We start from the raw sequence: 12497 nt of genomic DNA, 5'->3' as shown, positions 1-12497 counted from the left end.
GCGCCGACCCGGATGCGCCCGGCCCGTGGCACGCCGTGGACTACCCGCCCGTGAGGCGGCGGTTGACCTCCTCGGTCACCCGGCGGTGGAGTTCCGCCAACTGCTGCGGGGTGAGCTTCGAGAGGTCCTCGCCGGCGGGTGGGGTCGAGGTCTCGTGTTTGCGTTTCTCCTCCTCCCGTCGTTTGAGCTCCTTCTCCTCCGGCGAGCCCGGCGCCGCGTACGCGCAGCGGATGAGCGTGCCGTCGGCGCTCTTGAGGCAGGTCGCCTCGCGGCCCGCGATCTGGCCCCTGCCCTCCACCCGGTAGCGGATGTTCTGCTCGCTGCCGACCGTGGCCGTCCAGGTGCTGCCGCCCGTCGGGACGATCTCGAAGACCCTGTCGTCGTTGTAGCAACAGACGTCCCGGTACTCGGCCTTGACGAGGGCGACGATCGTCTGCGGCGAGGACCAGGTCGGGTCGAGCCGGTGCACCGTCAGAGGGGCGAGCCCGTCGCCCCGGTGGCGGGTGGGCACGGTCGAGACGGCCACGACCGAACTCGCCTCGCCCTGCGGGGTGAGGGGGGTGACATAGGCGCTGAGACCGCTCTGGTCGCGGTAGCGGAGGGTGAACTCCGATTCGTTGCCCTCGTTGGCGCCGTCCTCGGACTCGTCCCAACCACTGCGCTCGAAGAGCCAGTCGGAGAAACTGCCGACCGCCGCCGTGGCCTCGCGCTGCCGGCTCGCCAGACTCAGCGGGTACGAGGGGCCGGGGACGGCCGTGGAGTCCTCGGCGAGGGTCAGCTCGCCGGTGCGCCCGTTGTACAGGGCCACCCCGGCGGGCCGCTCCGTGATCACGAAGAAGCCGGTCTGGCGCTTGAGCGGAACCACGACCGTGGGTGTGTCGCCCGAGCAGGTCACGTAGGCGTCCGAGGCCTCGAAGCGGACCCACCGCTTCTTCGCGGAGATCTTCCGCCCGAGGTTGTGCGTGAACCAGCCGCTGATCCGCGCGTCGGCGACATCGGTGTCGAAGGCGCAGCGTTGCTGGTTGCGGCCGGTGCCGCCGAGGGGCACGTCCTGGACCAGCCCGACCTCGTAGCCCGCGAGCCAGCCTCGTCGCTCCACGAGAGTGGAGAACCGGTCCGCGTCGGGCAGGTAGGTGACGTCCGAGATCTCACCCGTCACATCGCCCAGGTTCGGGGCGGCCTGCGCCTTGCCGACCACGTAGGGGGCGCGTGCGGTGAGTTCGGGGACGGGCTCGGCGACGATCCGCGTGCTCTCCATGTAGACGAGGTCCTGCTGGTACGAGCCGTAGACCAGCCACCCGATAGCGACGCCGAGGGCGAGGGCGAGACCGACACAGCCGAGAGCCTGTACGCCCGATCCCGCCTCCTCCCGCCCCGCGGAACGCAGCCGTCGCACCAGCCACGGCAGCCCGCCGAGCCCCGCGACCAACACGGGCGGAGCCAGCCACGAAAGGATCTTCCGCCCCTCCCACACCATGATCGTGGTGTAGTACGAGGCGTACCACAGCACGAATCCCGCGAAGACCACGGCCAGTGCCACCCTCAATGCCCGACCCATCGGCGCGCCTCCCCCTGTTGCCCCGGTCTCCATTCTGCGTCCGCGCGACGGGAGTTGGCAGGTCTGCGACCAAACCGGCGGCAGGGGATTCCGGCGGCGACGCCGACGGGGTGGACCCGGGTCCCGGGTCCCGGGGTGCCCGGGTCCGTCGGGCGCCGTCAGCCCGTGGCCGTCGCCCGGTACGGACGGAAGAAGGCGCGCAGTTCCTCGGCGTACAGCTCGGGTTCCTCGAACGCCGCGAAGTGCCCGCCGCGGGCGGGCTCGGTCACGCGGACGGCGTTCGTCGTGCGTTCCAGCCACGCCCGGGGCGGGCGGACGACGTCACCCCGGAAGAGGGAGAAACCGGAGGGCACCTCGACCCGGCGGGCGTGCTGCGCGAGCGGGATCGCGGCGTTCGCGCGGTACGTGCGCATCGACGAGCCGATGGTCCCGGTGAGCCAGTACACCATGACGTTCGTGAGGATCTCGTCCTTCGTGAAGCTCCGTTCGACGTCGCCGCCGCAGTCGCTCCACGCCCGGAGCTTCTCCACGATCCATGCGGCGAGCCCGGCCGGCGAGTCGGTCAGCCCGAACGCGGCGGTCTGCGGCTTCGTCCGGTGCAGGGCGGCGTAGGCGCCCTCGGCGGCGCCCCAGGTCGCGGCGTCGGCGAGCCAGGCGCGTTCCTCGGGCGCGAGGTCCGCCGGGTCGCCGGTGTACAGCGGCAGCCCCGCGTCGGTGCGGTGGACGGCCACGACCCGGTCGGAGTGGTCCAGCCCGAGGTAGCGGCTCACGTGGCTGCCCATGTCCCCGCCCGCCGCGCCGAACCGGTCGTAGCCGAGTACGCCCATCAGCTCGGCCCACAGACCGGCGACGGCGATGGTGTCGAGGGGTGGTCCGACGGGGCGGTCCGAGTAGCCGAACCCCGGCATGTCGGGCACGACCACGTCGAAGGCGTCCGCGGGGTCGGCGCCGTGCGCGCCGGGGTCGGTGAGGAGCGGGATGACCTTCGTGTAGCGCCAGAACGAGTCCGGCCAGCCGTGACTGAGGACCAGGGGCAGGGCGGGCCGGGACCCCTCCGGCGTCACGGCCCGGACGTGCACGAAGTGGATCCCCAGCCCGCCGAGCGCGACACGGAAGTGGGGGAGCCGGGCGAGCGCCGCCTCCTGCGCGGGCCAGTCGAAGCCGTCCGCCCAGTGGGCCACGAGCCCGCGCAGGTAGTCGAGGTCGGTGCCGAGCGACCACCCGGCGTCCTCGGGTTCGTCCGGCCAACGCGTCGCCCGCAGTCGCGCGCCGAGGTCGTCGAGGGCCGCCGGGGCGGTCCGGAGGGTGAACGGCTCGGGGCGGGGAGAGGCGTCCGGCATGGGACACATCGTACGAGCCGTACCCCGCCCCGGGCCCGGATCCGCGCCCGGAGACTCGCCGAGGATCCGGCGCACCGGGTGTCAGCGGCGGTGGAACACGACCTCCGGGTCGGCCGCCGTCGGTCCGTCCAGGCGCGGCGCCGGGATCCCGCGCAGGTGCCGGTCGAAGAAGTCGCCGACGTACGCCCGCGTGATCTGCTGGGAACGGGTGCCCGAGAGGGGGGTCTCCGGGTGGGAGTAGCCCACCTGATCGCCGAGCACGGGCCAGTCGGTGAAGCCGGGGTGACCCGCGCCCGTGACGGTCAGTCGGCGCTTCCAACCGTCCAGGTGCGGCCAGTTGTCCTCCCAGGAGGTGTCGGGGAAGTCGGGCGGCAGGAGGGCGGGATCACCCGCGAGCATGAGGAACGGGCGCGCGCCGAGGCCGCCTTGCGGTATCGGGGTGAGGAACGTGCCGTCCGTGTTCACTCCGGCGTCCACGCGCGGGTCCGCGGCCATGGTGGCCGACGCCGCCGCGCCACCGATGGAGTGCCCGGCCATGCCGATGTGGCGGGAGTCGATCAGCCGGGAGTACCGCCACGCGGAGCGCGGTCCGGTGAGACGGTCCAGGACGAACGGAACGTCGCGGGCCCGCCCGTCGGAGACCCGATGCAGTGATCCGTCGGGAAAGACCTGCTCACAGGCCTTGCGCGTGAGCAGGCGCCCGCCGGGGATGACGGTGCCGTCCGACTCGTACGCGTGGTCCACCGTCGCCACGACGTACCCGCGACTGGCGAGGTCCTCCGCCAGGGTGGTCAGCGAGGCGCGCGGCATCGTGAAGCCCGGAGAAAGCACGATGAGCGGGTAGCGCTCCGCGGAGGGGCGGGGCGACGCACCGGAGCGGGAGTGCGTGCGGGTGGCGGCGAGTCGTTCGGGTATGACGTGCTCGCCGAGTTGCCCCCGGTCGGTCAGCAGCGCCTTGGCCTTGGGAACAGCCAGGTACGGGGCGGGAGTTCCGGTGTGCGCGAGCGCCGGGCAGTACAGCGACAGCAGCGGTTCCCGGTCGGCCGTGGGCACCCAGGGGTCCTTGCGCTCGCGGTCCACCAGGTGCAGTGTGTCGCGGCCCACGGCGAACGCGCCGTTGGGGCGGGGGAGTTCGGACGTCAGCGCGCGAATGATTTTCTTCCTGCGCGCATCCTAGACGTTAAGGCAAGACTTACCTAAGTTTCAAGTGTCGGGGTATGTGATGGAGTTCGGCGTTCCGCTCAGCTCGCGGACCCGGGAGTACCACCCCCGTCCCGACCGTCACGGACGCGACGGCGCTCGATGAGGGGCGCGCGGTACGGCGAGGGTCCGGGAGTCCCGGGTGTCCCGGGTCCGGGTGGGGCTCCGGGCACCGACCGCCCTGCGGGCGGGGGGAATTGGCCTGTTGCCGGGCCGGGGCGCTCGGGTAGGTTTCTGGAAACATTTCCAATTTGATGGGGCTGACGTGTCAGAGCTGAGGGGGAGCGGGGCCGGGCCGCTGGAGGCGGGGGATCCGCGGCGGATCGGGTCCATTCCGTTGGCGGGACGACTCGGCGCCGGCGGTATGGGGCGGGTGTACCTCGGGGTCCATGACGGCCGCTACGTCGCCGTCAAACAGTTGCTGGCTTCCGTCGTGGGCGAGGACGAGGACTTCCTGCGCCGCTTCGGACACGAGTTGGACAACCTCTCCCGGCTGCCCGCCGAGGCCACCGCACCGTTGCTGGCCAGTGACCGGACCGCCCGGCCGCCGTGGTTCGCGACCGCGTACATCCCCGGGATCACGCTGAGCAAGGCCGTGGAGTCGTACGGCGGCGGACTCCCCGCCGACGCGCTGTGGCTGCTGCTGCGCGAGGCGGCCGCCGGACTGAAGTCGGTACACGGCCTCGGGATGGTGCACCGGGACCTGAAACCGTCCAACGTGATGCTGACCCTGGACGGTCTCACCCTCATCGACTTCGGCATCGCCCGAGCCGCCGAACAGAGCCAACTCACCAGAACGGGCATGGTGGTGGGCACGCCCGCCTACATGGCACCGGAACAGGCCTCGGGAAAGCGCGAGGTCAGCGGCGCCACCGACGTGTTCGCCCTGGGCTCGGTACTCGCCTTCGCGGCATCCGGCAGGCCGCCGTTCGGCGATGAGTCGGGGCACGGCGTGCTGTACCGCGTCGTCCACGAGGAACCGGAACTGGACTCCCTGCGGGAAGTGGAGCCCGACCTCGCCGACCTCGTCGCGGCCTGCCTCGACAAGGACCCCGAGGGCCGCCCCACCGCCGCCGAACTCCACGAGCGCGCCGCGCGTCGGGGCCCGGCGGCCGAGCCCTTGTGGCCCGCGGCCGTCACGGCGAGCCTGCGGGAGCGGGCCGCCTTCGCCGCGGGCGTACCGGAGATCGACGTACCGACGCTGCCGCTCACCGGCCGGGATCCGCAGCCGTCGACGGACCCGGCGCCCGAGGCGGGCGGGGAGCCCGCCCCGAAGGCCGGGTCGGAGCCGGACGCGAAACCCGCGCCCGAGGTGGTGCCCCAGGTCGTACCCGTGCCCGGGCCCGGCGCCGAGGCCGAGGCCGCGAAGGGTCGGCAGCGGTCCGCGCGGCCGCGGCGCCGCACCCGGGTCCTGCTCGCCGTCATCCCCGTCGTCGTGGTCGCGGGGGGCACGACGCTGGTCATCCAGAACCTGCCGTACACGTCCACGCCGCAGGCCGGCGCGCGGGGCGAGCAGTCCGCCCCCGCCGCGGTGCCCCCCGGCGGGAAGCCGCCGACGTCGAGCGGCGCCCCCTCCGGTCAGGCGTCCCCCGACCGGTCCCCGGCCCAGGCGAGTCCCGGCACGGACGCCAAGGACGGCGGTCAGGTGGGAGCGGGCGGACCCGTACCCGTGGCCGCCGGCGGCGCGGGTACCGGCGCGAACGCGGGCGTGGGCACGGACGCGGGCGTGGGCACGGGGCCCGGCCCCGCGACGGGCCCGGGCCCCGGGGGCGGCGCTCAGAACGGCGCCGGAGGCTCCGCGAACGGCGCGGGAGGTTCCGCGAACGGTGGCGGCCCCGGCGGCGCCGGCAGCCCCCGACCTCCCGGCGGCGGCGGATCGTCCACCGCCCCGGTACCCCCCAAGACCCCCGACTCCGGTACCTACCGCTACCGGAACGGCGACAAGGCGATGTGCATCACCCAGGTCTTCGGGGCGTCGGACTTCGGCGACTGCTCCGACTCCTCCGCGCGATGGACCGTGCGGAGCGCGTCGAACGGCAGCTTCAAGCTCGTCAACCGGCAGAGCGGCCAGTGCCTGTACTCCAACGGCCTCGGCCAGGCCGTCTTCGTGGGCGACTGCGCCCAGGACATCGGCCGGCTGTGGCGCACGGGCTCGGGCGGCAGCTTCCGCAGCGAGTTCGGCGGCGGTTGCCTCGACCTCGGCATGAGCAGCGGCCTGATCACGAACACCTGCGCCGGCGAAGCGTCACAGCGCTGGACGAGGCAGGCCTAGGCCGTGGGGGTGCCCTCGACGGCCGGGCGGGGGCGGGCGGGATCAGGCCAGGAACGACAGCCGTACCGTGCGGTGGGGGTTGTCGCGGTTGGTGTCCACCAGGACCACCGACTGCCAGGTTCCCAGGGCCAGCTCGCCCCCGACCACGGGCAGCGTGGCGTGCGGGGGGACGAGGGCCGGCAGGACGTGGTCACGTCCGTGCCCCGGGGAGCCGTGCCGGTGGCGCCAGCGGTCGTCGGCGGGCAGCAGCGAGCGCAGGGCCTCCAACAGGTCGTCGTCACTGCCGGCGCCCGTCTCGATGACGGCCAGCCCGGCCGTCGCGTGCGGGGTGAACACGTTGAGCAGTCCGTCGCGACCACGGGCGGCCTCCCGCAGGAAGGCCGCGCAGGCCGAGGTCAGGTCGTGCACGGTCTCCGCGGAGCCCGTGGTCACGTCGATCGTCCGGGTGGTGAAGGTGTCTGTCACGGACCCATCCTCGCCCCGCGCGGCGAACCCGCGCCGCCGCCCCACCGCGTCCCGCACGCACACCTCGTCTCCCGGTGGCCTCCGCTCCTCCCGGCGGCCCGCCGGGTCGGGGAGACGGCGCCGCCGGACGGGTCGCTGATTGAGGGCGCGTATCGCGGACATCCGCTCGGTATGGCAGCGCTATGGGAACGCAAGCACCACCGGCAGGACCGGAAGGACGGCCGGCCGCCACACCGGCCCGTGGCCGCGGACGCCGGCCGGGAACCGCCCCGCGCGGCCCCGCCCGGCGACCGCGTCGGGACTCCGGGCGGGGCCCGTGCGGACGGGGTGGAGCGTGAACGGCTCCGGCCGGATCCGAGCACGGAGCGTGAACGGCTCGGGTCGCATTCGAGCGCGGAGTCTGAACGGGTCGGGCCGGATCCGAGCGTGGAGCGCGACGAGCCCGACCGGCCCACGGAGATGCCGAAGCGCGCCTGGGGCAAGGTGCTGAAGGGCACCTTCAAGGAGTTCGGTGACGACGAACTCGGCGACCGGGCCGCCGCGCTGACGTACTACGGCATCCTCGCGCTCTTCCCGGCCCTGCTCGTCCTCACCTCCCTGCTCGGGCTGGCCGGCCCGTCCACGGCGCAGCGGGCACTGGAGCAGCTGGAACAGCTCGCGCCCGCCTCCGCCCGCGATGTGATCGCCGACGCCGTGCAGCAGTTGCAGGGCCGCAGCGGTGTCGGGTCCGTGGTTGCCGTCGTCGGCCTGGTGCTGGCCGTCTGGTCCGCCTCCGGGTACGTCGGTGCGTTCATCCGCGCCGCCAACGCTGTCTACGACATGCCCGAGGGACGGCCCGTCTGGGTCGTGCTGCCGCTGCGGCTCGGCGTCACGGTCGTGCTGATGGTGATGGCCGTCGCGAGCGCCCTGATCGTCGTCTTCACCGGCGGGGTCGCCCGCCGGGCGGGTGACGTGCTCGGCCTCGGCGACACCGCGCTCACGGTCTGGTCCATCGCCAAGTGGCCGGTGCTGGTCCTCCTGGTCACGAGCATGATCGCCCTCTTGTACTGGGCGACCCCGAACGCCAAGGGCCGCGGCTTCAAGTGGATCACCCCGGGCAGCCTGCTCGCCCTGCTGATCTGGCTCGTGGCCTCGGTCGGATTCGCCGTCTACGTGGCGAACTTCGCCTCGTACAACAAGACGTACGGCACCCTCGCGGGCGTCGTCGTCTTCCTGGTCTGGCTGTGGATCACCAACCTGGCCATCCTCCTGGGCCTGGAGTTCGACGCCGAGATGTCCCGCCGGCGGGCCATCATGGGCGGCCATCCGGCCGACGAGGAGCCGTACGCGCGCCCGCGCGACACCCGTGCGTGGAGCCGGGAGGAACGGGAACGCGCCGAGCACCATCCGGAGCCGGGCGACGGGCCGGACGGGCACGCGGAAGCCGCTCGGGTCTGACCCGTTCGTCGGCGCGTGCGTGCCCCGAGACGGGGAAGACGCCACTCGTACGGCCCAGCCGCCTGCGCGACCACGAACGAGGCCACACGACGTACCGGGCGAGGCCACCGGCCCCCGCCCGCGCAAGGAAGGCAGATCTCCGACGATGTACCCCTCAGTCGATCCCTCACCCCACGACCAGGCCGACGACACCGCTTCCGCCTCGACGAGCGCCCTCGTGAAACAGGCGTCGGAACAACTGACCCTGCTGGTCCGCCAGGAACTGAACCTGGCCACCGCCGAGATGCGCGCGAAGGGCAAGGGCCTGGGCCTCGGCGCCGGGCTCCTCAGCGGAGCGGGACTGTTCGCCATCCTGGCCCTCCAGGGCCTTGCCGCGACCGGCATCGTCGCCCTGGCCCTCGTCCTGCCGCTGTGGGCCGCGGCCCTCATCGTCACCGGCGTCCTCGCCGTGATCGCGGCCGTCCTGGCGGCGGCCGGCAAGAAGCAGGCGGTCCGGGCGACCCCGCCCGCCCCCCAGCAGGCCATCGACAGCGTGAAGGCCGACGTGGCCGAAATCAAGGAAAGGGCACATCGATGAGCGACGACCACACCCACGCGGACAAGGACCCGGCCACCCCGGACGAGTTGCGCGAGCAGATCGAGGCGACCCGCGACGAACTGGGCCGGACCGTGGAGGCGCTGGCCGCCAAGGCGGACGTCAAGGCCCGCGCCCAGGAGAAGACCGCCGAGGTCAAGGCCGAGGCCCGGGAGAAGGCGGCCGAGGTGAAGTCGAGCGCCCAGGACAAGGCCGCCGAGTTCAAGGCCCGCGCTCACGAGAAGGCCGTCGAGGTGAAGGCGGGCGCCCAGCAGAAGGTATCGGCCGTGGTCCACGCGGCGCAGGACAGGATCCCGGAGCCCGTGGCACAGAAGGCGGCGTCCCTGACCGGCGCCGTGGAAGCCGGGATCCGTGACGTCACCCCCGATCGGGGGCGTGCGGAGGCGAGCCGGGCGGCCGAGGTCGCGCGCCGCCACCCCGCGCTCGTGGCGGCCGGGTGCGCCGTCCTCGCGTACGGCCTGGTGCGCCGCTACCGGGGACGCCGGGGGAGGTGACTCCTCGGCGCGGGCCGGCAGGTCCGGGCGCGGGCCCGCCGCCGGCTCGCCCGCGCCCCGCTCGTCCCGGTACTCACCTCGGTACTCATCTCGGTCGACGTCGACTCAGTCGAGGCGGATCGCCACCAGGCAGGTGTCGTCGTCGTTCTCCTCGGGCGTGTACGCGGCCATGATCCGATCGAGGGCCTGATCGGCTTCGAGCCCCTCGCACGTCGCCAGCGTTCTGCGCAGCACCTCGATGCCCCGCATGAGGTCCTCGCCGCGCCGCTCGACCATGCCGTCGGTGTAGAGGAGGAGCAGGTCGCCGGGCTTCAGGGAGAAGGTCGCGGTCGTGTACTCGTGGCCGGGCAGCAGGCCGAACAGCGGCCCTCGATGCCCCGTGTCCAGTGCGATGGCCTCGGAACCGCGCAGCAGCAGGGGCGGCGGATGACCGGCACAGGCCCAGTCGAGGTTCCGCTCCGCGTCGATGTGCCCGATGACCGCGGTCGCCGTCTGGGCGGCCGGGCGCGCCGTCCTGCCATAGTCCGGCGTCGCGGCGCGCCGCGGCCCGCAAGGCGCTCACCTCGCGGGCGATGAGGCGCTTGAGCGTCTCCGGATCCTGAGGGACGAACGGCGTCACGGCCCTTCACCGGCTCGGCCGGCCACACCTGCCGTACGCGTCCCGCACACGGCGACGACGTGCTCCGCCTGCTCCCGCGGGCCCGCCTGCTCGGCCGTCCTCGTGCATCCGCGTCGCACCATGCGCTCAGCCTCCGATCTCCCCCCATGAAACATGCGGGGAGGGCGCGCCGCCCGACGGACTGGTCGGGGGAGTAATCGGATGATTGCGACACCACGAGCCGGGCAGGCGCCTGGATGCACGGTGAACCCACCGGCCCGGACCCAGCCCCACCGCACGAACGGCGGGGGGACGCCGGAGCCCCCAACCGAAGGAAGTGAACGCGGTGCGCATCGCATTCCTGACCGCGCCCGAGGGCGTCGAGGAAGTCGAACTGACCGAGCCGTGGAAGGCTGCGCTACAAGCCGGCTGGAACCCCCAACTCGTCTCGACGGAACCGGGACAGGTACAGGCCTTCGACCACCTCGACAAGGCCGGCAAGTTCACCGTGGACCACGTGCTCGCGGGTGACACCTCGGACGCCTTCGACGCGCTCGTGCTGCCCGGCGGCGTCGCCAACCCGGACGCGCTGCGGACCAACGAGCGCGCCGTCGGGTTCATCAGGAGCTTCTTCGACGCGGGCAAGCCCGTCGCCGCGATCTGCCACGCCCCCTGGACGTTGGTGGAGGCCGAGGTCGTACGCGGCCGCACCCTGACGTCGTGGCCCAGCCTCGCCACCGACATCCGCAACGCCGGCGGCACCTGGGTGGACGAGGAGGTCCACGTCTGCCACGCCGCCCCCGGCACGCTGGTGACCAGCCGCAAGCCCGACGACCTGGACGCCTTCTGCGCCGCCTTCGTCAAGGAGTTCGCCGCCTGATCCGCCCGCGACCCCTCCCGTGCGCGGGCCGCCACGACCCTCCTCGGCCGTACGAGGGCCGTACGGGAGCCGTACGGGCGCCGCGCACGCACGGGCCGCATACGGGTCCATGCCCCGGGCAGGCGAAGGGGCATGGACTACTCCACCACCACGCATCCCCCTCGGTTCCGCGTCACCGTCGAGGGGGAGCGCTTCACCTGTGAGGAAGCCCAGGGACTGGATCCCCGGGACGGCCGCGGCGTCCCCGACGGCCGCGACCTCACGGTGACCCTGACCGGCTGTGTCCTCACCGACGCCCCCGACGCCCTCTCCTGGGCCCTCGCGGAGGAAGCCGACGGACCGCGCCCCGTCTCCGTCACCATCGACGAGACCGACGCCACCGGGCGCGAGGTGCTCACCACCTGGCAGCTCACCGACGCGGCCCCGGCCCAGCTCCAAGGCGCCGAGACGAGGGAGGCGGACCACGAGGGCCGCATCCGGCGGCTCACCCTGGACGCCGCCCGGATCACCGCCGTGCCGCACGCGGCGGGAACCTCCGCGACCACCGGCGTCCAGGGAGCCTCGGCACCCGCGGACCGGCGATGACGCGGTCCGCCGGGACGGCGAGCGAACGCGACGGCGAAACCCGCATCACGGTGTGGGTGGCCCTCGGCGCGAACCTGGTCATCTGCGTGGCCAAGGGCGTCGGCGGCGTCATCGCCGGCTCCCCGGCCCTGCTGTCCGAGGCGGCGCACTCCGTGGCCGACAGCCTCAACGAGGTCTTCCTGCTCGCGTCGGTCAAACGCAGCAGGCGCCCGGCGGACAAACGCCACCCCTTCGGCTACGGCAAGGAACGCTTCTTCTGGTCCCTGCTCGCGGCCGTGGGCATCTTCGTCACCGGCGGCTGCTTCTCGGTCTTCCAGGGCATCGAGGCCTTCCGTTCCGGCGGCTCCGAATCGCACAAGGGCTACGTCATCGGCCTGATCGTGCTCTTCGCGGCGCTGCTCGCCGAAGGAGCCTCGCTCGTCCGCGCCGTACGCCAGGTGCGCGGCGAGGCGCGCAAGGCCGGGCGCAGCACCACCGAGGAGATCCGCCAGGTACGGGATCCGGCCCTGCGCACCGTCCTGGCCGAGGACAGCACGGCCTGCGCCGGGGTCGTCCTCGCCATGATCGGCATGGCACTCCACATGGTGACCGGTGAGGTGGCGTACGAGGCGTGGGCCTCCATCCTGATCGGTGTGCTGCTCGTCTACGTGGCCTACACCCTGGGCAAGGGAGCCCGGGCCCAACTGATCGGCGAGGCCGCCGATCCCGCCATGCAGAGCGAGGTACGGGCCCTGCTGGGGCGCCAGCCAGAGATCGACTCCGTCACGGCGCTGCTCACCATGCAGCTCGGGCCGGATTCGGTGCTGCTGGCCGCCGGCATCGACCTGACCGCCGGCTACGACAGCGAGACCGTCGAGGACGCGCTGGTCCGCATCCGGGACGATCTGAAAGCACGCTGGCCCGAGCTGGACCAGGTGTTCCTCGACGTCACCGACGCCGCGGCGGCCCGCCGCGCGGCCGAGCGCGAGGAAGCCGAACACCCGGCGGCGTGAGCCCCCCGACCTCGCGGACGCGGGAGCGGGGCGAGCGGGGGATCGGGGGAGCCACGGGTACACGGACCCGGCCGCCGTCGC

Annotated in this window: 11 protein-coding genes and 1 pseudogene; 7 read left to right on the top strand and 5 right to left on the bottom strand. The window is 73.2% G+C overall.

Translation table 11 applies throughout. The features are described from left to right. Nucleotides 1–40: 40 nt before the first annotated feature. The 3 genes from OTB19_RS10570 to OTB19_RS10560 all read right to left on the bottom strand — a co-directional run bounded on the left by OTB19_RS10570 (nt 41) and on the right by OTB19_RS10560 (nt 4041). Entirely contained in the window at nt 41–1558 is a 1518-nt protein-coding gene (locus OTB19_RS10570) for a hypothetical protein (RefSeq protein WP_267797795.1), read from the bottom strand. Between the two features lie 158 nt (nt 1559–1716). Then, the gene (locus OTB19_RS10565) at nt 1717–2898 is read right to left on the bottom strand and encodes an epoxide hydrolase family protein (RefSeq protein ID WP_267797794.1); all 1182 of its coding nucleotides are present in this window, start codon (nt 2896–2898) and stop codon (nt 1717–1719) included. An 81-nt stretch (nt 2899–2979) separates the two neighbouring features. Further along, nucleotides 2980–4041, bottom strand: a complete 1062-nt coding sequence (locus OTB19_RS10560; protein WP_267797832.1) for an alpha/beta hydrolase — start codon at nt 4039–4041, stop codon at nt 2980–2982. A 322-nt stretch (nt 4042–4363) separates the two neighbouring features. On the opposite strand from OTB19_RS10560, the gene OTB19_RS10555 reads away from it, so the two are divergent. Then, nucleotides 4364–6370 carry a protein kinase domain-containing protein gene (locus tag OTB19_RS10555; protein ID WP_267797793.1) on the top strand — a complete coding sequence of 669 codons (2007 nt, stop codon included), beginning with the start codon at nt 4364–4366 and terminating at the stop codon, nt 6368–6370. Between the two features lie 42 nt (nt 6371–6412). Here OTB19_RS10555 and OTB19_RS10550 read toward each other — a convergent pair whose 3' ends face one another. Further along, nucleotides 6413–6835, bottom strand: a complete 423-nt coding sequence (locus OTB19_RS10550; RefSeq protein ID WP_267797792.1) for a secondary thiamine-phosphate synthase enzyme YjbQ — start codon at nt 6833–6835, stop codon at nt 6413–6415. Nucleotides 6836–7006: 171 nt separating this feature from the next. Here OTB19_RS10550 and OTB19_RS10545 point away from each other — a divergent pair, with 171 nt between their 5' ends. The 3 genes from OTB19_RS10545 to OTB19_RS10535 all read left to right on the top strand — a co-directional run bounded on the left by OTB19_RS10545 (nt 7007) and on the right by OTB19_RS10535 (nt 9361). Beyond that, nucleotides 7007–8272: a YihY/virulence factor BrkB family protein gene (locus tag OTB19_RS10545; protein WP_420716823.1), complete on the top strand. Its 1266-nt coding sequence runs from the start codon at nt 7007–7009 to the stop codon at nt 8270–8272. Between the two features lie 145 nt (nt 8273–8417). Next, on the top strand, nt 8418–8849 hold the full coding sequence (locus OTB19_RS10540; protein ID WP_267797791.1) for a phage holin family protein: 432 nt from the start codon (nt 8418–8420) through the stop codon (nt 8847–8849). Further along, a complete protein-coding gene (locus tag OTB19_RS10535; protein WP_267797790.1) occupies nt 8846–9361 on the top strand; it encodes a DUF3618 domain-containing protein in 516 nt (171 codons plus the stop codon). The genes OTB19_RS10540 and OTB19_RS10535 overlap by 4 nt, the downstream gene beginning before the upstream one ends. A 105-nt stretch (nt 9362–9466) precedes the next feature. Here OTB19_RS10535 and OTB19_RS10530 read toward each other — a convergent pair. Next, nucleotides 9467–9844, bottom strand: a pseudogene (locus OTB19_RS10530) (PP2C family protein-serine/threonine phosphatase); the annotation flags it as partial. A 461-nt stretch (nt 9845–10305) separates the two neighbouring features. Between OTB19_RS10530 and OTB19_RS10525 the strand changes: the two are divergent. The 3 genes from OTB19_RS10525 to OTB19_RS10515 all read left to right on the top strand — a co-directional run bounded on the left by OTB19_RS10525 (nt 10306) and on the right by OTB19_RS10515 (nt 12416). Next, a complete protein-coding gene (locus OTB19_RS10525) occupies nt 10306–10839 on the top strand; it encodes a type 1 glutamine amidotransferase domain-containing protein (protein WP_267797789.1) in 534 nt (177 codons plus the stop codon). Nucleotides 10840–10971: 132 nt separating this feature from the next. Next, nucleotides 10972–11424 carry a hypothetical protein gene (locus OTB19_RS10520; RefSeq protein ID WP_267797788.1) on the top strand — a complete coding sequence of 151 codons (453 nt, stop codon included), beginning with the start codon at nt 10972–10974 and terminating at the stop codon, nt 11422–11424. Continuing rightward, nucleotides 11421–12416 carry a cation diffusion facilitator family transporter gene (locus tag OTB19_RS10515; protein WP_267797787.1) on the top strand — a complete coding sequence of 332 codons (996 nt, stop codon included), beginning with the start codon at nt 11421–11423 and terminating at the stop codon, nt 12414–12416. The genes OTB19_RS10520 and OTB19_RS10515 overlap by 4 nt, the downstream gene beginning before the upstream one ends. Nucleotides 12417–12497: the final 81 nt, after the last annotated feature.

Origin of the sequence: Streptomyces sp. H27-H5 (genome assembly GCF_026627505.1) — a bacterium.
GTDB lineage: Bacteria > Actinomycetota > Actinomycetes > Streptomycetales > Streptomycetaceae > Streptomyces.
Note: the sequence above shows the minus strand (reverse complement) of the source record. Positions and strands in the feature narration are given on the sequence as shown.

Coding starts and splice junctions, on each gene's coding strand:
- OTB19_RS10570 (WP_267797795.1), bottom strand. CDS start 1,558: ATGGGTCGGGCATTGAGGGTGGCACTGGCCGTGGTCTTCGCGGGATTC.
- OTB19_RS10565 (WP_267797794.1), bottom strand. CDS start 2,898: ATGCCGGACGCCTCTCCCCGCCCCGAGCCGTTCACCCTCCGGACCGCC.
- OTB19_RS10545 (WP_420716823.1), top strand. CDS start 7,007: ATGGCAGCGCTATGGGAACGCAAGCACCACCGGCAGGACCGGAAGGAC.
- OTB19_RS10540 (WP_267797791.1), top strand. CDS start 8,418: ATGTACCCCTCAGTCGATCCCTCACCCCACGACCAGGCCGACGACACC.
- OTB19_RS10535 (WP_267797790.1), top strand. CDS start 8,846: ATGAGCGACGACCACACCCACGCGGACAAGGACCCGGCCACCCCGGAC.
- OTB19_RS10520 (WP_267797788.1), top strand. CDS start 10,972: ATGGACTACTCCACCACCACGCATCCCCCTCGGTTCCGCGTCACCGTC.
- OTB19_RS10515 (WP_267797787.1), top strand. CDS start 11,421: ATGACGCGGTCCGCCGGGACGGCGAGCGAACGCGACGGCGAAACCCGC.